This is a genomic window from Ralstonia insidiosa, assembly GCF_008801405.1.
Lineage (GTDB): Bacteria > Pseudomonadota > Gammaproteobacteria > Burkholderiales > Burkholderiaceae > Ralstonia > Ralstonia insidiosa.
In genome coordinates this window covers 1,383,142-1,401,644 of record NZ_VZPV01000001.1, presented here as the reverse complement: position 1 = coordinate 1,401,644, position 18,503 = coordinate 1,383,142, and the positions used below count along the sequence as shown (strand labels likewise).

General features: G+C 63.9%; 17 protein-coding genes. 9 read left to right on the top strand and 8 right to left on the bottom strand.

Features of this window, described 5'->3' with window-relative positions; translation table 11 throughout:
• Positions 1 to 4: 4 nt before the first annotated feature.
• Entirely contained in the window at positions 5 to 907 is a 903-nt protein-coding gene (tcdA, locus tag F7R11_RS06760) for a tRNA cyclic N6-threonylcarbamoyladenosine(37) synthase TcdA (protein WP_064802152.1), read from the bottom strand.
• Positions 908 to 990: 83 nt separating this feature from the next.
• On the opposite strand from tcdA, the gene F7R11_RS06755 reads away from it, so the two are divergent.
• On the top strand, positions 991 to 3,249 hold the full coding sequence (locus F7R11_RS06755; RefSeq protein WP_064802150.1) for an AsmA family protein: 2,259 nt from the start codon (positions 991 to 993) through the stop codon (positions 3,247 to 3,249).
• Between the two features lies 1 nt (position 3,250).
• Here F7R11_RS06755 and F7R11_RS06750 read toward each other — a convergent pair whose 3' ends face one another.
• Genes F7R11_RS06750 through F7R11_RS06740 form a run of 3 tightly spaced genes read right to left on the bottom strand, consistent with a single transcriptional unit; the run spans position 3,251 to position 6,625 of the window.
• Complete coding sequence (locus tag F7R11_RS06750) at positions 3,251 to 4,519, bottom strand: c-type cytochrome (protein ID WP_064802148.1); 1,269 nt, start codon at positions 4,517 to 4,519, stop codon at positions 3,251 to 3,253.
• Position 4,520: 1 nt separating this feature from the next.
• Positions 4,521 to 6,131 carry a GMC family oxidoreductase gene (locus tag F7R11_RS06745; protein ID WP_064802146.1) on the bottom strand — a complete coding sequence of 537 codons (1,611 nt, stop codon included), beginning with the start codon at positions 6,129 to 6,131 and terminating at the stop codon, positions 4,521 to 4,523.
• Positions 6,131 to 6,625, bottom strand: coding sequence for a sugar dehydrogenase complex small subunit (locus F7R11_RS06740; RefSeq protein WP_064802143.1), 495 nt, complete (start codon positions 6,623 to 6,625; stop codon positions 6,131 to 6,133). The genes F7R11_RS06745 and F7R11_RS06740 overlap by 1 nt, the downstream gene beginning before the upstream one ends.
• 204 nt (positions 6,626 to 6,829) lie before the next feature.
• On the opposite strand from F7R11_RS06740, the gene pdxH reads away from it, so the two are divergent.
• From pdxH to F7R11_RS06725, 3 genes are all read left to right on the top strand, one after another.
• Entirely contained in the window at positions 6,830 to 7,468 is a 639-nt protein-coding gene (pdxH, locus tag F7R11_RS06735) for a pyridoxamine 5'-phosphate oxidase (protein WP_064802140.1), read from the top strand.
• 220 nt (positions 7,469 to 7,688) lie between these two features.
• Positions 7,689 to 8,909 (top strand): SAM-dependent methyltransferase, encoded by a 1,221-nt coding sequence (locus F7R11_RS06730; RefSeq protein WP_064802138.1) that lies wholly within the window; start codon positions 7,689 to 7,691, stop codon positions 8,907 to 8,909.
• A 4-nt stretch (positions 8,910 to 8,913) separates the two neighbouring features.
• Positions 8,914 to 9,999, top strand: a complete 1,086-nt coding sequence (locus F7R11_RS06725; protein ID WP_064802137.1) for a DUF72 domain-containing protein — start codon at positions 8,914 to 8,916, stop codon at positions 9,997 to 9,999.
• Positions 10,000 to 10,012: 13 nt separating this feature from the next.
• Here F7R11_RS06725 and msrA read toward each other — a convergent pair whose 3' ends face one another.
• Positions 10,013 to 10,579, bottom strand: a complete 567-nt coding sequence (gene msrA, locus F7R11_RS06720; protein ID WP_064802134.1) for a peptide-methionine (S)-S-oxide reductase MsrA — start codon at positions 10,577 to 10,579, stop codon at positions 10,013 to 10,015.
• A 68-nt stretch (positions 10,580 to 10,647) separates the two neighbouring features.
• On the bottom strand, positions 10,648 to 11,520 hold the full coding sequence (gene bla, locus F7R11_RS06715; RefSeq protein WP_064802132.1) for a class A beta-lactamase: 873 nt from the start codon (positions 11,518 to 11,520) through the stop codon (positions 10,648 to 10,650).
• Between the two features lie 376 nt (positions 11,521 to 11,896).
• Between bla and F7R11_RS06710 the strand changes: the two genes are divergently transcribed.
• Entirely contained in the window at positions 11,897 to 12,475 is a 579-nt protein-coding gene (locus F7R11_RS06710; RefSeq protein WP_021195206.1) for a flavin reductase family protein, read from the top strand.
• On the opposite strand, the gene F7R11_RS06705 is transcribed toward F7R11_RS06710, so the two are convergent.
• A complete protein-coding gene (locus F7R11_RS06705) occupies positions 12,472 to 13,002 on the bottom strand; it encodes an Lrp/AsnC family transcriptional regulator (RefSeq protein ID WP_064802130.1) in 531 nt (176 codons plus the stop codon). The two genes, F7R11_RS06710 and F7R11_RS06705, sit on opposite strands and share 4 nt — an antisense overlap.
• 148 nt (positions 13,003 to 13,150) lie before the next feature.
• Between F7R11_RS06705 and kynB the strand changes: the two genes are divergently transcribed.
• The 3 genes from kynB to kynA are packed head-to-tail and all read left to right on the top strand — an operon-like array spanning position 13,151 to position 15,963.
• A complete protein-coding gene (gene kynB, locus F7R11_RS06700) occupies positions 13,151 to 13,780 on the top strand; it encodes an arylformamidase (RefSeq protein ID WP_064802128.1) in 630 nt (209 codons plus the stop codon).
• A 34-nt stretch (positions 13,781 to 13,814) separates the two neighbouring features.
• Positions 13,815 to 15,068 carry a kynureninase gene (kynU, locus tag F7R11_RS06695; protein ID WP_064802126.1) on the top strand — a complete coding sequence of 418 codons (1,254 nt, stop codon included), beginning with the start codon at positions 13,815 to 13,817 and terminating at the stop codon, positions 15,066 to 15,068.
• Between the two features lies 1 nt (position 15,069).
• Positions 15,070 to 15,963, top strand: a complete 894-nt coding sequence (gene kynA / locus F7R11_RS06690; protein ID WP_021195210.1) for a tryptophan 2,3-dioxygenase — start codon at positions 15,070 to 15,072, stop codon at positions 15,961 to 15,963.
• Positions 15,964 to 16,247: 284 nt separating this feature from the next.
• On the opposite strand, the gene F7R11_RS06685 is transcribed toward kynA, so the two are convergent.
• Positions 16,248 to 17,078, bottom strand: coding sequence for an IclR family transcriptional regulator (locus F7R11_RS06685; protein ID WP_064802124.1), 831 nt, complete (start codon positions 17,076 to 17,078; stop codon positions 16,248 to 16,250).
• Positions 17,079 to 17,181: 103 nt separating this feature from the next.
• Here F7R11_RS06685 and F7R11_RS06680 point away from each other — a divergent pair, with 103 nt between their 5' ends.
• Positions 17,182 to 18,375 (top strand): acyl-CoA dehydrogenase, encoded by a 1,194-nt coding sequence (locus F7R11_RS06680; protein ID WP_064802122.1) that lies wholly within the window; start codon positions 17,182 to 17,184, stop codon positions 18,373 to 18,375.
• Positions 18,376 to 18,503 lie beyond the last annotated feature (128 nt).

The window sequence follows — 18,503 nt, the reverse complement described above, 5'->3', positions numbered from 1 at the left end:
CCAGTCAGATTGCGGCGATCGCACGCAGCGCCGTCGATGCCGCCACCATCCCGAACACCGCCGTCACGCACACCGACGAGCCGAAGCCCGCACAAGCCAACCCTTGCGGGCCTTGCGACGGCTGAGGTGCGGGCGGGGCGTTGACGACTTCGATTTCCCCGGCCGCGGCCAGATCATCAATGCCGGCGTGGCTCGATTCGACCGGCAGGTCGATCGCGCAGGCCTGCTGTTCGGGTTCCGGATAGCGCAGCGGCTCATCCGAGAACACGGCATCGATGCCGAATTTCGTCTTGGGATTCTTCGCAAAGCCATGCTGGCGGCGCAGGTTGCCGCGCACCTTGGCCAGCAGCGGGTCCTGAATCGTGCGCGTGAGATCGGTCACGCGAATGCGCGTCGGGTCCAGTTGCCCACCGGCAGCACCGCAGGTCACCACGCGTTTGCCGGTGCGCTTGCAGAACGCGAGGATGGCCGTCTTCACCTTCACCGCATCAATGGCGTCGATCACGTAGTCAAACGGGTGACCGAGCAAGGCCTCGACGTTTTCCACGGTGACGAAATCGTCGATGCGGCTGATCTCGGCACGTGGGTTGATCTGCAGGATGCGCTCGGCCATGGCGTCGACCTTGGCCATACCGTAGGCATCGCCCAGCGCGTGAATCTGGCGGTTGGTGTTGGACACGGCAATGTGGTCGAGGTCGATCAGCGTGAGCTTGCCGATGCCGCATCGCGCCAACGCTTCCGCCACCCACGAACCCACGCCGCCGATGCCGATCACACACACGTGTGCCGCCGCAAAGCGCTCCAGCGCGTTGGGGCCATACAGGCGCGCGACACCGCCAAAGCGGCGTGCATATTCGTCATCCAGGATGGGAGGGTGCGCGGGCGCGCTGATTGCTACTTGGCTCATGACACAATTGAATCGGAACTGCGCCGAACTATATATCAATGCGGCGAGTCGGATTTTTACGTGCCAAACCCATAACAAAACCCATGCGAACCTCCGGCAAACTTGCCCTCGGACTGGTCCTCTCGCCCGTTGTCATCGGGGCGGCAGCAGTCATCTTTGTGCTGACGTTCGACTGGAACCGCGCCAAACCGTACTTGAACGACCATGTCTCGCAAGCCATCGGCCGCGCATTCGCCATCAACGGCGACCTGATGCTGACGTGGAAGAAGCCCGAAGGCGAAACCGGTTGGCGTGCTTATGTGCCCTGGCCGCGCCTGATTGCCAACGACATCACCGTCGGCAATCCGGATTGGACCAAGCAGCCGCACGTGGCGACGATCCACCAGCTCACCTTCGTGCTGGAAGCACTGCCGCTGCTGGCGCACCGCATCGTCATCCCGAGTGTCACGCTGGATACGCCGGCCATTGCACTGGAGCGCGACAAGCAGAACCGCAACAACTGGACGTTCGACCTCGCTGGCGGCAACGATAACAAGCCATCTGACTGGAAGCTGGAACTGCGCGAGATTGCCTTCAGCAAGGGCGCGCTGGCGCTGGATGACGACCTCAAGCGCATCCACCTAGCCGCCACGATCGACACAGTCGACAACCAGGCGCTGTACACGGCTGCGAATGGCACGGCCATCCAGGGCAGCGAGCAACCGGCGATGGCACCGACGGCCCCGGGCATGGCTGCGTCAGGTGCGGCAGCCAATGCGCCTGTCACGCCCGATCCTGAACAGCCGTATGGCATCGCCTGGACGGTCAAGGGCACCTACAACAATGCCGCCATCAACGGCAGCGGCAAGGCCGGCGGCGTGCTGCGCCTGCAGGATGCCAAGCGCCCCTATCCGTTGCAGGCCGACGTGACGGTCGGCAAGACCCGCATCGACCTGGCCGGCACGCTGACCAACCCCTCCAGCCTTGCGGCACTGGACCTGCGGCTGCACCTGTCGGGCGCCAGCATGGCGCAACTGTATCCGCTCACGGGCGTGGTGCTGCCCGACACGCCGCCGTTCGACACGCGCGGCCGGCTGATCGGCGAATTGCGCAAGCAGGGTTCCAGCTGGCGCTACGAGAAATTCACCGGCCGCGTGGGCGGCTCGGACCTGGGCGGCACCCTCACCTTTGCGATGCGTGAGCCGCGCCCGCAACTGACCGGCGAGCTTGTCTCGCATCAGTTGCTGTTTGCCGACCTGGCCCCGATCATCGGCGCCGACTCCAACGCCAGCAAGGCCAAACGCGCTGACCCTAGCGCAGAACCAGGCGACAGTAAAACCGTCCGCCAGCCGGCTGACAAAGTGCTGCCGGTCGAGCCCTTCCGCACCGACCGCTGGAACGCCATCGACGCCGACGTGAAGTTCACCGGCGAGCGCATCGTCCACAGCGCCGACCTGCCAATCGACCACTTGGTCACGCACGTCAAGCTGCAAGACGCGGTGCTCACGCTCGACCCGCTCAACTTCGGCATTGCGGGCGGCACGCTCACCTCCAACATCCAGCTCGATGGTCACGCCACGCCGATGCAGGCACGCGCGGCATTGGCAGCGCGGCATTTCAAGATCAAGCAGCTGTTCCCGAACATCGAATCGATGCGCGCCAGCGTAGGCGAGATCAACGGCGATGCGCGCCTATCCGCTACCGGCAACTCGGTTGCCGCCCTGCTCGGCTCGTCCAACGGCGAGATGAAGGTGCTCGTGGAGCAAGGCACGATCAGCAAGTTCATCCTCGAAGCGATGGGGCTAAACGTCGGGAACGTGATCCTCACCAAGCTCTTTGGCGACAAGCAGGTCACCATCAACTGCGCGGCCGGCGACTTTGCGGTGAGCGACGGGTTGGCGCAGGCGCGAACCTTTGTGGTGGACACGCAGGATGCGGTGATCGACGTGACCGGCACGACGAACTTCAAGCAGGAGGCGCTGGACTTCACCATCCATCCGGACTCGAAGGGGTTGCGCGTGTTTTCGCTGCGTACGCCGCTGTACGTGAAGGGTACGTACAAGCATCCGGATGTGTCGATCAACCCGGCCGTGGTGGCGCTGCGCGCAGGCGGCGCGGTGGCGCTGGCGTTTGCGGCCCCCATTGCGGCAGTGTTGCCGGTGCTGGAACTCAAGCCTGCACCGGACAGCCCGTGCGGCAAACTGCTGGCAGACGTACGCCAGCGCCCCACGGCCCCGCCGCCGGGCAAGACCTATCGCAGCAAGAACCCGGGGCGTACACCCGATGGCGCGTTGAAATCCGCGCAGCCTGCCCCTCGCACAAGCACAACGCCATCGCGCGATCCGATGACGAGCGGCGGTTGATTCAGCGTCGCTTCGCAATCCCCTCTGCCGTCATCTGCGGCGTGGCCGGATCGCCAAACTGCCGCGTCACGTAGTTCGTGAGGGCGGCGAGTTGCGCGTCCGACAACGCGCGCCCGAACGCGGGCATGCCGATGTGCCGGTCCCCCGCTTTGCGCTCGATGCCATGCAGGATCACCTGCACCAGATTGCCCGTGTCCCGCGCCCCCACCGTGGAGTTATGCAGCAACGGCGGGTAGTAGCCGTCGGGGGTGCCACGCCCATCGGCTTGATGGCAGGTGGCGCAGTTGCCGAGATACAGGCGTGCGGCGTCGATGGTGGTTTCGATCGGCTTGCCGCGCAGCGCGGTCACATCGGTGGCGGGCTTGCCCCAGTCCTGCCGCGCGCGCTCCAGGTTGTTGCTGACGGCGGGCACGGTGCGCAGGTACTCCGCCATCGCCAGGATGTCGCGTTCAGTCATGCGCGAGAAGCTGTGCTGCACCGCCTCGCCCATCGGCCCGGCTGCCTGCGCCACGCCCGGCACGCTGCCAGTGCGCAGGTACTGCACGACCTGCTCGGGTTTCCACGCCCCAATGCCGCTGACGGGGTCAGACGTGATGTTGAACGCCGTCCAACCCGCCAGCGTCGAGCCCGACAGATACCCCTTGCCACGCTCGTCCATCGCCTTCTCCTGCATGGCGAAGCCGCGCGGCGTGTGGCACGTGCCGCAATGCGCGAGACCCTGCATCAGGTAGGCACCGCGATTCCACGTCGGCGTCTTGTCGCCCCTGGGGATGTACGGCTCGCTCTTGAGGAAGACCAGGTTCCATAGCTTGAGCGGCCACCGCATGTTCAGTGGCCAACGGATCGTGCTGGGCGGCGGTTCGTTCTGCACGGCCGTCACGCCATAGTGGAAATATGCATAGAGATCGCGCATGTCCGCATCGTTGATCTTCGCGTACGAGGGATACGGCATGGCCGGATACAGGTTGTCGCCATCGTCGTCCACGCCCTTGCGCACAGCCCGCTCGAAATCTTCATAGCTCCATTTGCCGATCCCGGTCTTCTCATCGGGCGTGATGTTGCTGGTGTAGATCGTGCCCAGCATCGGGATCGGCATGGGCAAGCCGCCGGCAAAGGGCTTGCCGCCCGGTGCGGTGTGGCAGGCGGCGCAGTCCGCGGCAATGGCAAGGTATTCGCCGCGCTTGATCTGCGCGGTGTCGGCCGGTGTGTCCTTGGCGGAAGCGACAGTCGCCACGCTGGCAAGCAACAGGAAAAAGGCGATCGCTTTCATCTCACGCCTCCTTTTTCAGTTGATCGGCAATGCGCAACGCCAGCGCCGCAATGGTCAGCGTTACGTTGACAGTGCCCACCGTGGGCATGGTGGAGCTGCTGCTGATGAACAGGTTCGGGTGGTCGAACGTGCGGCAGTCCTTGTCGACCACGGAGTCCTTCGGGTCCGCCCCCATGATGGTCGCGCCGGTGATGTGGTTGTTGGGCGCGAAGTCGTCGTTGAACTGCACGTCGGTGCCGCCCAGTACCTTGGCGGCTGTGGCATAGACCTCGCGCGTGTGCACGGCGCTGCGTTTGACGTAGTCGTCGATGCGGTAGGTGATCTCGGGGCGAGGAATGCCGATGGCGTCGACCTCGGTCGCGCTCGGCACGATGCGATTCTCGGGCAACGGCAGGATCTCGTGAAAGCTGTCGAACTCCACAAAGCGCGCGGCCTGGTCACGAATGCGCGCATCCAGTTCGGCAGGCTTGATGAGCTTGCCTTCCTTGAAGATGCGCTGCGTCTCCTGCTCAATGCGCGAGATGTTCGACAGGTGCAGCTTCTTGCCCGCCTGCGTGGCGCGGAACGGCCCGTCACGAAAGCCAATCAACGAGGTCATCTCCTGCGGCCCGCGGCCCGGCCACAGTTTGCGGTCGGCGTAGAAGCTCACGCCGGTGCCGGGGTGGTCCATCAGGTTGCGGCCCACCATGTCTGAGCTGTTGCCCACGCCCTTGGGATAGTCCTGGCTGGTGGACATGAGCATCAGCTTGGGCGTTTCGATACCGTTGGCAGCCAGCACGAACCACTTGCCTTCCACACGGTGCTCGGCGCCCTTCGCATCCTTGTAGCGTGCGGCCACGATGCGTTTGTTGGCGCCCACTTCCAGCTTGAAGACCACCGCGTTTTCGATCAGCCGCGCGCCGGCCTGCTCGGCTTTCTCCACATGGAAGATGCCGTTGTACATCGCCCCGATCGGGCAGATCGGCATGCAATTGTTGTTGCCGCAGCAGGTCGGTCGGCCGTCGTAGGGGCGGCTGTTGCGGGCGACCGGTTCGGTCACCACGTGGAAGTCCGGGTCGTACCCGTTGAGCGCTTCCTTGATGGTGCGTTCATTGAACGACAGCGGCAGCGGCGTCATCGGATACGGCTGGCTGCGTGGGGAGCCCAGTTCCTCATCATTCGGCCCCCACACGCCAAGCGCTTCTTCTGCGCGGCCGTAGTAGCGCTCCAGATCGCTGTACTGCAAGGGCCAGTCGCGCGCGATGCCATACACGCTGCGCAGCTTGAAATCATTCGGCAGAAAGCGCCAGGTGGATGCCGCCCAGTGCCAGGTCGTACCGCCCACCGCGCGGATGTACTGCGAGTTGAATTTGTGCTCGCCCTTAAGGATCAGGTAGTTGTTGGGCGGGCCATACTCCGGATGCGGCGCCCACGGCGTGGACGGATACGGCGCCATGAAATCCATCTTGTCGGCCTGATTGCGGAAGCGCTCGACGATCTCCCAGCGCGGCAGGCGCGGGCCGGCCTCGAGCATCAGCACCGACTTGCCGGCACGCGCCAGCTCGTACGCCACCAGCGCACCGGCCACGCCGGAACCCACCACAACGATATCGGCTTGTTGAGTATCGGGCATCAGGCTTGCCTCTCGACGGGGGGCTCAGCCCAGAAGCCGGGCTGGTTGGGGCAATACGTGCGGATGACCAGTGTGTCGGACACCACGCTGTACATCAGCGCCTGTTCGTACGTAACGACGTTACCGTCGACCACGCCCAGGTACCACGCCTCCAGAATGCGCAACGCGGTCTTCTGTTGGTCTTCCGAGAGCGCACCGGCTGCCAGCGATTGCGCCAGCGGCCGCAACTGCGCGACAAAGTCGCTGCCCGGCTTGCCCAACGCCGCCAGCAAGCGCGTGCCGACAGCACGGTCCAGCGCTGGCCGGGCCGTCAACGCCTGTGACAACGCCATGAACGCATCGAGCGGCTCACCTGGGGCCTGCGCCACCGCGTGCAGCACCTGCGCGCCGACCAGCCCGGCAGCCGCAACAGCCAGCGTGCCTTGCAACCACTGGCGGCGCGTCAACCCGAAAGGCGCATCTGCGGGTTCAGGGGAAGGAGAATGGGTCGCCATTTCGACATCCTCTTGCAACTTTTGCGGGGGATCGGGCGAGCGTGCTGCCGCGCAGCCCGAATTGCCAATATAGGTGGCGCATCACAGATCGCCAGAACCCCGGCACAAGCGCGAACCGTGCCAGGCACTCTTGCGTATGCGCAAATGGTGGTCGGCCGCGTTTGTCTATACTCGGCCCGTTCGCATGCCGCTTCTCCTTGCACCATGACTTCCATCGCCGATATCCGCACCGAATACGCCCGCGCCTCGCTCGACATTGCCGACGTCGACGCCAACCCTCTGCGCCAGTTCCGCCGCTGGTTTGACGAAGCACTCAAGGCCGAGGTGGCCGAGGTCAACGCCATGTCGCTCGCTACGGTCGACGCGCACGGCCAGCCGTCGGCGCGCATCGTCCTGCTCAAGAACCTGGACGAGCGCGGCTTCACCTTCTTCACCAACTACGCCAGCCACAAGGGCGAGGAACTGGCCGCCAACCCGCACGCGGCGCTGCTGTTCCACTGGATTGGGCTGGAGCGCCAGGTGCGCATCCAGGGCATCGTCGAGAAAGTGTCGGAAGCCGAGAGCGATGCCTACTACCACTCGCGCCCGCTGGGCTCGCGCCTGGGTGCTTGGGCATCGGAGCAAAGCAGCGAAGTGCCTGACCGCGCCACGCTGGAGGCCCGCGAGGCCGAATACCGCGAACGCTTTGGCGATGCACCGCCGCGCCCGCCGCACTGGGGCGGTTACCGCCTGCTGCCCGCGTGCCTGGAATTCTGGCAAGGCCGTCCGTCTCGCCTGCATGACCGGCTGGAATATCGCAAGCAAGCCGACGGCGCCTGGAAGATCGCCCGCCTGGCCCCCTGATCGGGTATGGCCCGAATGGAGCCCCGCGCGCAATGGGTTATTGCGCGCCGCGTCATCCCGGCACGGCGCTTGCTGCCACGTGGATAGGGCCTCGCGCCGCCCCTAAGACCCGCACAGCAGCATGGAAAAGTTTGTCGTAAGCTAATGTGATGCGTTGTGATCCGTTCGGGCGGCAATCCGATGGCCGCCCCGAATCTGTGCACATCTGGGAGGCCTCGACATGTTTTTTCAACAGGCGATTGACCGCAAGCTCGAGCAGTGGATCAAGGAGATCCGCGAATCTGCCAACCTCCCGGTGCGCCTGCGCCTATGGAACGGCGACCAGTACGAACTCGGCCGCTTCGACCAACCGCGCGTCACGCTCACCGTGCGCGAAGCCAGCGCCCTGCCGCTGCTGCTGTCCCCCACGCTTAACAACCTTGGTGAGGCCTACGTCCAGGAGAAGATCGACCTGGAAGGCAAACTGGCCGACATCATCAACGTGAGCTACGGCCTGGCCTCCGCGGCGGCCGCCAAGAGCGGCAACGCGCTGGCTCGCGTGGTACGCCACTTCGCGCACACGAAGGAAGGCGACAAGGAATCGATCCAGTACCACTACGACGTCTCCAACGACTTCTACCAGCTGTGGCTGGACCAGAACATGGTCTACTCCTGCGCCTACTTCGAGAACGGCGACGAAACACTCGACGAAGCGCAGCTCAAGAAGATCGACCACATCCTCACCAAAATCCGCTTGCAGCCTGGGCAAACGCTGCTCGACATCGGCTGTGGCTGGGGCGCGCTGGTGCTGCGCGCGGCGCAGAAGTACGGCGCGCGCTGTCTGGGCGTGACGCTGTCGCAAAACCAGTACGACCTCGCCACCGAACGCGTGCGCGCCGCCGGGCTGCAGGACCAGATCGAAATCCGCATCCAGGACTACCGCGACCTCGCCGGCCAGTTCGACCGCATCACCAGCGTCGGCATGTTCGAGCACGTCGGGCGCAAGAACCTGCCGGGGTACTTCCGCCGCATGCACGACCTGCTGGCCGATGGCGGTGTCGCCATGAACCACGGCATCACCTCCACCGACCCCGACGGCGGCGAGGCCGCGATGGGTGGCGGCGATTTCATCGATCGCTACGTCTTCCCGCAGGGCGAACTGCCGCATATCTCGCTGGCGCTCTCTGCCGCGCAGGACGGTGGCTTGGAAGCGCTTGACGTCGAAAGCCTGCGCCGCCACTATGCGCGCACGCTCGAGCACTGGGCCGAGCGCTTCGAGGCCAACGGCGACACCATCCGCGCGATGGTCGGCGAGAAGAAGTACCGCATCTGGCGCGTCTATCTGGCGGGCTGCGCACATGCCTTTGACGCCGACGAGATCTCGATCTTCCAGACCGTGCTGCAGAAGGCCGGCCAGTCGGCGACATCGATCCCGTGGTCGCGCCGCTTTATCTACGCGTGACCATTTGACCACCAGCCCGCCTATCGACGACCTGTTTGGCGCACCGCCCGCCCCCAGCGACGACGCGGCCGCCAAACCACCTGCCAAACCCAAGCGCTCCGCCACCCGCCAGGGTGTGCAGCCGGCCACGGTTTCACCCGAGGTGGCGGCGCTCGCGCAGCGCCTGCTGCGTGGGCTGCATGGGTTACGCATTGGCACGTCGTCGTGGTCGTACCCGGGGTGGGACGGGCTGGTGTATGCGGGCGAGTATTCGGATTCGATGCTCGCGCGCAAAGGGCTGTCGGCCTACGCACAGCATCCGCTGCTGCGCACGGTCAGCATTGACCGAGGCTTCTATTCGCCGATTCCGTTGGCGGACTACGTGGCCTACGCGGCCAGCGTGCCGGAAGATTTCCGCTTTGCCGTCAAGGCCACGTCCGCCGTATGCGATGCATGGATTCGCGAATCGGACGGACGCGGCCGCATGGCCAACCCCGCGTTCTTGAACGCAGAATTTGCGATCCGCGATTTTGTCGATCCGGCCACGCGTGGGCTCGGCGTGCGGTGCGGGCCGCTGGTGTTCCAGCTCTCGCCACTGGGCGCGCTGGCTGAAGACGCCACCGGTTTTGTGGAACGGCTCGAAGCGTTTCTGACCGCGCTGCCGCCGCTCGATCCGCAACTCAATCCGGATGCCGTTTACGCGGTGGAATTGCGCGACGCCACGCTCCTCACACCACGCTTCATCAAGATGCTGCGCGCGGCAGGCGTGCGCTACTGCGTGGGCCTGCACGAGCGCATGCCGGCGGCAGATCGGCAAGCCGCCGCCGTGGCGTTGTTGGATGAGGGTGCGGGCGGCCCGCTGGTGGTGCGCTGGAACCTGAACAGCCGCTACCGCTATGCGCAAGCCGAAGCGGCCTACAAGCCGTTCGACAAGCTCGTCGATGAAGACCCGTTCTCGCGCGAGACGCTGGCCGACATGGCGGTGGCCGCGCTGGCCGCCGGGCGCAAGGTGACGATCCTGGTCAGCAACAAGGCTGAGGGTTCGTCCCCACTGTCGTGCATCAAGCTGGCCGAAGCCATCGCCGCGCGCCTGCCGGCAGACGCGGCGTAGCCCCGGCCGCTCCTTACCCTTGCAGGCGGTGCGCGAACTGCTTGCGGAACTTCGCCACCTTGGGCGAGATGACGAACGCGCAGTAGCCCTGCGCCGGGTGATCGCGGAAGTAGTTCTGGTGCTCGTCTTCCGCGCGCCAGAAGGTCACCTTGCCGTCGGCGGCGTCCACCAGTTCCGTCACGATGGGGGCCTCGAAGATATCGCTGGCGCCCAGCTCGGCGATTGCGGTGCGCGCCGTCGCCAGTTGCTCGGGCGATTGCGCAAAGATGGCCGAGCGGTACTGCGGCCCCACATCGTTGCCCTGCCGATCCGGCGTGGTCGGGTCGTGGATGGCAAAGAAGATGTCGAGAATCTCGCGATACGGAATCACGGCAGGATCGAACTGCACGGCCACCACTTCGGCATGGCCCGTGTTGCCGTTGCACACGGCGCGGTAACTGGGATGATCGACGTGGCCGCCGGCATAGCCTGACACGACGCTGCGTACACCCTGCACCTGCTGGAACACGGCTTCCAGGCACCAGAAGCAGCCGCCGCCCAACACGGCGGTTTCAAGTTGACGGTCTTGTTGGTTTTCCAAGGTTTTTCTCCTGAGTCTGCTTCCAATTTTTGGGCAGAAAGACCCGCCACAAGGGTTGGCCTTTCGACTTACTGCATGCTCTTGAACAGGATGGCCCCCATCCTGGCGATAGCCGCATTGCTTTCACCAAGGGTCGCCTTCGTCTGGGTGATGTAGATCGAAACCAGCAGCGGTTTCTTGCCGCGCGGGTAGACGACGGCCACGATTGAGCGGGACCCATAGCCACCTGCCCCGGTCTTGTCGGCAATGTCCCAACCGGCCGGCAACGATTTCCTCAGCAGATCCGCTGCGACCTTGTCATTGACCATCCAAGTCTTCAGCTCAGATTTTGAGCTTCTGGATAGATGGTCGCTAAAGAAGATCTGATCCAGGCTGCGAACGGCCGCCACCGGCGTTGTGGTGTCCCGTGGGTCTCCGGGCGTGCCTTCGTTGAGTTCGGGCTCCTTCCGATCCAGCCGTGTTTTCTGGTCGCCAATCGATCGCATGAATCCGTTAAAACCATCCACGCCGCCAATCTTCTCCAGCACCTTGTTTGCTGCGGTGTTGTCGCTGTGGCTCACAGCGGCTTCGCACAGTTGTGCGTTGGAGGCCGTCTGTGGCGGCAGTAACGTTTCGGTAATCGGCGAGTAGGCCACCAAATCACGCTTGGAGAGAGTCGTTCGATCACTCAACGCGAGCTGTTTCTGATCGACCTTTTCAAGCAGCGCTGCGCAGAGATAGGCCTTGTGCGTGCTGTTGATCGGAAAAGCCTCATCGCCGCGATAGCTCCAGGTCATGCCGGATTCTTTGTCGATGACGGCAACGCCAATTCTGGCATTGAGTGCTTCCTCTTCGCGCTGGGTTGCTTGCTGCAGCCACTTGCCGTTGAAGGCGTACGCATTGGCACCTGCCACCAGCATGCCCGCCATCAGGATGAAGACCTTATTTTTTCTTGAAATCATCAGTGCAATGTTCCGAAGGCGATTGAGATGCAGCGGTGAGTGCCGCGCATGTCATTCCTGAGTGAGATTGAAGCCCCGCACGCGGAAAAGCGGCAGCGCAATTGCATTTGCCCAGGCCGCCCGCAAATCGTTCCGCCCAAAAATATGACGTGTTGATATCGCGCCCGTTTTTCATCCGGCCGCCCACGGCAACGGAAGCGTTGGCGTACTGGCCCCGCCAAATCGCCCCTCTGCCATTGGTCGGCCGACGAGGCACATCCTGACATGTGCGCCTTGTGCCATGCAAAGCCCTACCCGCGGGCGGCCCTATCGGCCGTCCGTTACAATTGGGGCATTACTTTCGGTCGTTTGCATGGATCAACACGGAGCCATTCCCATGGACGCGCGCGACAGCGAATCTTCTGCGCGCAAGCCGTCGGCACATCAACGTCAACAGCGCAGCGCCGCCCCGCCTGATTTTGATGCTGCGCATTTCCGGCGCGCGCTATCCCAGTTTGCCACCGGCGTGACCGTGGTCACCACGCGCGCGGAAGGTGGTCATGGCAAGCCGGCGTTCGTCGGCGTGACGGCCAGCTCGTTCAACTCGGTGTCGTTGGACCCGCCCCTGGTGCTCTGGAGCCTCGGCACGCAGGCGAACTCATTCCCGCTGTTCCACGCCGGCTCGCACTACGTCATCAACATCCTGTCCGCCGACCAGTTGGAGTTATGCAAGCGCTTCGCTACGCTCAAGGGCGACCGCTTTGCCAACGTCGACTACACCCTCAGCCCGACCGGCCTGCCCATCCTCGCGCAATCCCTGGCGTGGTTCGAGTGCCATAACCGCAGCCGCTACGACGAAGGCGACCACGTCATCTTCGTTGGCGAGGTGGAGCGCTGTGGCGTGGTCGATCCAGATGGCGCCCCGCTGGTATTCCATCGCGGCGCGTTTTCATCGCTCACGGCGATCGGCGGCTAGCCCCCCTGCGGGCGCTTGCCGGCGCCCGCCCCACTCTCCAGCGGCCGCACACCGCGTGACTCCATCAGCAGCGCGAGACCGCCTTCGCGGTCTTTGATCGTACGTAGCACGATGTTCGAGCGGATGTCCATCACGCCCGGCGTCTTGTACAGCCGCTCGATGATGAACTCCGAATAGTGCTGCAGCGTGGGCGCCTGCACGCGCAGGATGTAGTTGCAATCCCCGGTGATGATGTAGGCGGCCACGATCTCGGGCCAGCTCTGCACGGCGGCCATGAAGGTCTCGTGCCAGCCGGTCACGTCCTGCCGCATCGATACCTGCACGATGGCCTCCAGCTCCAGCCCCAGCGCCGCCCGGCCGAGTTGCGCCCGGTAACCGGTGATGGCGCCGCCCTCTTCCAGCATCCGCACTCGCCGCAGGCAGGCCGACGGCGACAGCGCCACGCGCTCGGCCAAGTCCTGGTTGCTAATGCGGCCATCCTCCTGCAACACCTGGAGAATGCGCAGATCTGTGGTGTCGAGTTGCATCTGTCGTGGTTCTTTGCGTGATTTCGTTGGTCTATTGAATTTTATGCGAATTCTGTAGAACGGCACGCACGAATATGCAAACCCATTGCGCGCGGATTTCCCTATCATTTCGGCACGGATTCACCGAGTTTTCTGCCCTGGAGCCGCCTTGGAACGCACTTTGTGGGACATCAGCCCCGCCCTCTCGACCGCCACGCCCACCTGGCCCGGCGACACGCCGTTTTCGCAGGAAATTGCGTGGAAGCTCGAAGGTGACTGCCCAGTCAACGTCGGGCGCATCACACTATCGCCGCACACGGGCGCGCATGCTGATGCGCCGCTGCACTATCACGCGGACGGCGCTGCCATCGGGCAAGTGCCGCTGGACGCTTATCTCGGACCCTGCCGCGTCATTCACTGTGTAGGCGTCGCGCGTGTTGAGCCGGAACACGTGCGTGATGCGTTGACTGGCACGCCGCCCCGCGTGCTGCTGCGCACGTACGCCCAGATGCCGCAGACCACGTGGGACGATAACTTTGCCGCCGTCGCGCCCGAAACGATTGAACTGCTGGCCGCGCATGGCGTGCGCCTGATTGGCGTCGACACCGCCTCGCTCGACCCGCAGACCTCCAAGACCATGGACGCGCACCACGCCGTCGGCAAACACGGCCTGGCCATCCTCGAAGGACTCGTGCTCGACGAAGTGCCCGCCGGTGACTACGAACTGATCGCCCTACCGCTCAAGTTCGCCACGCTCGATGCGAGCCCGGTGCGCGCCGTACTGCGCCGCCTCCCCTAATCCTCAAAACGAATTCAACGCCCCCACGCTCACCATGACTTTGACCCGCAACTCCTGCCTCGAACGCGACGCGGCCGACCCGATCGCCCCGCTGCGCGATGCCTTTGCGCTGCCCGGCGGCGTGATCTACCTGGACGGTAATTCGCTCGGCGCCCGCCCCAAGGCTGCGCTGGCCCGTGCACAGGAAGTCGTCGCCGATGAATGGGGCGACGGCCTGATCCGCAGCTGGAATTCGGCTGGCTGGTTCGAACTGCCGCGCCGCCTTGGCAACAAGCTCGCCCCGCTAATCGGTGCACGCGAAGACGAAGTGGTCGTCACCGACACCACGTCGATCAACCTGTTCAAGGTGCTGGCCGCCGCAATCCGCGTGCAGCGGGAAGACGCGCCGAATCGCAAGATCATTGTCTCGGAAACGCACAACTTCCCGACCGACCTGTACATCGCAGAAGGCCTGGCCGATCTGCTGCGCGACGGCTACAAGCTGCGCCTGATCAATTCGCCGGACGAGCTGGAAGGCGCGCTGGGCGACGATGTAGCCATCACCATGCTCACGCACGTCAACTACAAGAGCGGGCACATGTACGACATGGCGGCCGTCTCTGCGCTGGCGCACAAGCATGGCGCGCTGGCGATCTGGGATCTGGCGCACTCGGCCGGCGCGGTGCCGGTGGACCTACACGCAGGCGGGGCGGATTACGCCATCGGCTGCACCTACAAATATCTGAACGGTGGCCCGGGTTCGCCGGCCTTTGTGTGGGTCGCACCGGCTCTGCGTGATCGCTTCTGGCAGCCACTGTCGGGCTGGTGGGGTCATGCTCGCCCGTTCGCCATGGAATCACGCTACGACGCGGATGCCGGCATCGGCCACTTCCTGTGCGGCACGCAGCCGATCACGTCGATGGCGATGGTGGAATGCGGGCTCGACATCTTTGCGCAGACGTCGATGGCCGCGCTGCGCACCAAATCGCTCGCGCTGACCGACCTCTTCATCACGCTGGTGGAAACGCGTTGCGCGGGCTTCCCGCTTACGCTGGCCACGCCGCGTGACCACGCCATCCGTGGCAGCCACGTCAGCTACGAGCACCCGAACGGCTACGCCGTGGTGCAGGCACTGATCGCACGCGGCGTGATCGGCGACTACCGCGAGCCACAGATCATGCGCTTCGGCTTTACGCCGCTGTACACGAGCTTTGCTGATGTGTGGGACGCCGTGGAAATCCTGCGCGACGTGCTGGAAACCGGCGCGTGGCAATCGGCCCAATTCAACGAACGTACGCTGGTGACCTGAGATGTCGAATCCGATTGAACCGATCAAGCCCGTGGCATCGGGCTGCCCCATGCACGCAGCGCAAGGCAACGAAGGCGAAGGCTGGCACAACGCGCAGCTCGATTTCTCGAAGTCGATGAGCTATGGCGACTACCTCGCGCTCGACCAGATCCTGAACGCGCAGCACCCGCGCTCGCCGGATCACAACGAGATGCTCTTCATCGTGCAGCACCAGACCACCGAGTTGTGGATGAAGCTGATGCTGCATGAACTGCGTGCCGCGCGTGACTGCGTGCGCAACGACAACCTGCCGCCCGCGTTCAAGATGCTGGCGCGCGTGTCGCGCATCATGGATCAGCTCGTGCAGGCGTGGAATGTGCTCGCCACGATGACGCCGCCGGAGTACTCGGCCATGCGTCCGCACCTGGGGCAGTCGTCGGGGTTTCAGTCGTATCAGTATCGCGAGATCGAGTTCATTCTCGGCAACAAGAATGCGGCGATGTTGAAGCCGCATGCGCATCGGCCGGAGCATTACGAGCAGGTGAAGGCTGCGCTGGAGACGCCGTCGCTGTATGACGAGGCGGTGCGCTACATGGCACGCCATGGCTTTGCGTTTGATGCGGATTGCATTGAGCGTGATTGGTCGCGGCCGGTGACGTACAACGCGTCAGTGGAAGCGGCTTGGCTGGAGGTGTATCGCGATCCGACGCACCACTGGGAACTGTATGAACTGGCTGAGAAATTCGTCGATCTGGAAGATGCGTTCCGGCAATGGCGCTTCCGGCATGTGACTACGGTTGAGCGCGTGATTGGCTTTAAGCGTGGCACGGGCGGTACCGAAGGCGTGGGCTACCTGCGCAAGATGCTGGATGTGGTGTTGTTTCCGGAGCTTTGGAAGTTGCGGACGGATCTTTGATTTTTGCTGTTGGTCGATCCCCTGTTTCATCCCCTGCCGGGGCTGACTCACTTTCTTTGTCTTGCCAAAGAAAGTAAGCAAAGAAAGGCGCGCCCGAGATGGCGACCCCCTCCTTGAATTTATGTCGCAAGGAGGGGAAGGGAAAAACTCGCTGCGCTCAGACAGTTTCCCTTCCTTTTCCTCCTTGCAACAGAAATTCAAGGCGCCATCTAGGGCATCAACGGCCAAACCGTCGTGGTGCAGGTGCTGTCGTTGGAGCGATCTCCGGTAGATCGCGCTGGAGACTACATGGCGGGTTCGATCACCTGGCCAAGCCTTGCCGCGAACTCGCGTAGCGCAGGCGCCAGCTCGTCGCGGATGCGCTCTGCATCAGCCGACGCGTACGGCGCGCTGCAACTCACTACGTACGGCTCGCGCTGGCTCGGCGCGAAGAACGCCACGGCACACGCGTGGATGGCTGGATGCCAGTCGCGCAGCGATACTGCATAGCCGTCGCGCACGCCGGCTTTCACTGCATCGTCTGCTGCCGCACCTTCTGCCGCCCACTGCGCGGGCTGTTGCGTGCGCAGTGCCTCGTACAGGCGCTCACGCTTTGCTGGAGATAGCGACGCCAGATACGCCCGCCCCATCGAGCTCGACAGCAGCGACAGCCGCGAACCCACGCCCAACCCCGCCGATCCGCTCATCGACGGGCTGTCGTGGCGAATCGTTTCTAGATAAACCATGTCCAGACGGTCACGCTTGCCCAGCGAGATCGATACGCCAAAACGCTGCGCAAACGCGCTCATGTGCGGTCGCGCGAGCTGCACCACGTCGCTCGATGCCAGGTAGGCAAAACCGAGCGCCAGCACGCCTGCATCCAACCCGTATTTGCCGAGCGCATCGTCGTAGCGCAGATAGCCGAGAGAGACCAGCGTGCCCGCCAATCGGCTGACGGTCGCTTTGGGAAAACCGGTGCGGCGGACGAACTCCTGGTTGCCGAGCAGCGTGTCGCCGGGGCGGAATGCGCGCAGCAGCTCCAGCCCACGGGCGAGCGCCGTGACGAAGTTCGGATCACCTTCGCGGTTGGTGTCGCTGGTATCGAATTCGGGATCGGGGAGACGTGTGATGCTCATGGCAAAAAAGGCCTGGAAATCGTCATCGGTTGCGCTATCATAGCTCTAAATTTCGAAACTGTGTTCCGTATAACGGAACAACAATGACTCGGAGACTACTGCTGTGACTGCTCGCAATGCCTTCAACTGGGCCGATCCCCTGCTGCTCGACCAACAACTGACCGACGACGAGCGCATGGTGCACGACGCCGCCGCGTCGTACTGCCAGGACAAGCTGCTGCCGCGCGTGCTGGAGTCGTTCCGGCATGAGAAGACCGACGCGTCGATCTTCCGCGAGATGGGCGAACTCGGCCTGCTGGGCCCGACGATTCCCGAGCAGTACGGCGGCCCCGGTCTGAACTACGTCAGCTACGGCCTGATTGCGCGTGAGGTGGAGCGTGTGGACTCGGGCTACCGCTCGATGATGAGCGTGCAGTCGTCGCTGGTGATGGTGCCGATCTTCGAATTCGGCAGCGAAGCGCAAAAGCAGAAATACCTGCCCAAGCTGGCCACCGGTGAATGGATCGGCTGCTTCGGCCTGACCGAGCCCAACCACGGCTCCGACCCGGCGTCCATGATCACGCGCGCCAAGAAGGTCGACGGCGGCTACTCGCTGTCGGGCGCGAAGATGTGGATCACCAATTCGCCCATCGCCGATGTGTTTGTCGTGTGGGGCAAGCTGCCGAATGACAACGGCGAGGACGAAATCCGCGGCTTCATCCTGGAGAAGGGCTGGAAGGGCCTGAGCGCGCCCGCCATTCACGGCAAGGTCGGCCTGCGCACCTCCATCACCGGCGAGATCGTGCTGGACGAAGTGTTCGTGCCGGAAGAGAACCTGATGCCCGGCGTACGCGGCCTGAAGGGCCCGTTCACCTGCCTGAACTCGGCACGCTATGGCATCGCATGGGGTGCACTGGGCGCGGCGGAAGACTGCTGGCACCGCGCGCGCCAGTACGTGCTGGACCGCAAGCAGTTCGGCCGCCCGCTCGCCGCCAACCAGCTCGTGCAGAAGAAGCTGGCCGACATGCAGACCGAAATCACGCTCGGCCTGCAAGGCTGCCTGCGTCTGGGCCGCATGAAGGATGAAGGCACGGCCGCAGTGGAAATCACCTCGATCATGAAGCGCAACTCGTGCGGCAAGTCGCTCGATATCGCCCGCGTGGCGCGCGACATGCTCGGCGGCAACGGCATCTCCGATGAATTCGGCGTGATCCGCCACGTGGTGAACCTGGAAGTGGTGAATACGTACGAAGGCACGCATGACATCCATGCGCTGATCCTGGGTCGCGCACAAACGGGGATTCAAGCGTTCTTCTGATCGGGTTTACCTCCGATTGCGCTTTGCGTTTTTGGGCGGGTTGGTGCACACTCGTGCACGACTCGCCACACCCGCCGCCGCATCCTCTCGCCCGTCCTGGGCACTGTCGTTCTCTCCCCCCGTGGTCT

What these genes read in the sequence shown, in the direction of transcription:
- tcdA (WP_064802152.1), bottom strand. Translation starts at nt 907, where the DNA reads ATGAGCCAAGTAGCAATCAGCGCGCCCGCGCACCCTCCCATCCTGGAT.
- F7R11_RS06755 (WP_064802150.1), top strand. Translation starts at nt 991, where the DNA reads ATGCGAACCTCCGGCAAACTTGCCCTCGGACTGGTCCTCTCGCCCGTT.
- F7R11_RS06750 (WP_064802148.1), bottom strand. Translation starts at nt 4,519, where the DNA reads ATGAAAGCGATCGCCTTTTTCCTGTTGCTTGCCAGCGTGGCGACTGTC.
- F7R11_RS06745 (WP_064802146.1), bottom strand. Translation starts at nt 6,131, where the DNA reads ATGCCCGATACTCAACAAGCCGATATCGTTGTGGTGGGTTCCGGCGTG.
- F7R11_RS06740 (WP_064802143.1), bottom strand. Translation starts at nt 6,625, where the DNA reads ATGGCGACCCATTCTCCTTCCCCTGAACCCGCAGATGCGCCTTTCGGG.
- pdxH (WP_064802140.1), top strand. Translation starts at nt 6,830, where the DNA reads ATGACTTCCATCGCCGATATCCGCACCGAATACGCCCGCGCCTCGCTC.
- F7R11_RS06730 (WP_064802138.1), top strand. Translation starts at nt 7,689, where the DNA reads ATGTTTTTTCAACAGGCGATTGACCGCAAGCTCGAGCAGTGGATCAAG.
- bla (WP_064802132.1), bottom strand. Translation starts at nt 11,520, where the DNA reads ATGATTTCAAGAAAAAATAAGGTCTTCATCCTGATGGCGGGCATGCTG.
- F7R11_RS06710 (WP_021195206.1), top strand. Translation starts at nt 11,897, where the DNA reads ATGGACGCGCGCGACAGCGAATCTTCTGCGCGCAAGCCGTCGGCACAT.
- F7R11_RS06705 (WP_064802130.1), bottom strand. Translation starts at nt 13,002, where the DNA reads ATGCAACTCGACACCACAGATCTGCGCATTCTCCAGGTGTTGCAGGAG.
- kynU (WP_064802126.1), top strand. Translation starts at nt 13,815, where the DNA reads ATGACTTTGACCCGCAACTCCTGCCTCGAACGCGACGCGGCCGACCCG.
- kynA (WP_021195210.1), top strand. Translation starts at nt 15,070, where the DNA reads ATGTCGAATCCGATTGAACCGATCAAGCCCGTGGCATCGGGCTGCCCC.
- F7R11_RS06685 (WP_064802124.1), bottom strand. Translation starts at nt 17,078, where the DNA reads ATGAGCATCACACGTCTCCCCGATCCCGAATTCGATACCAGCGACACC.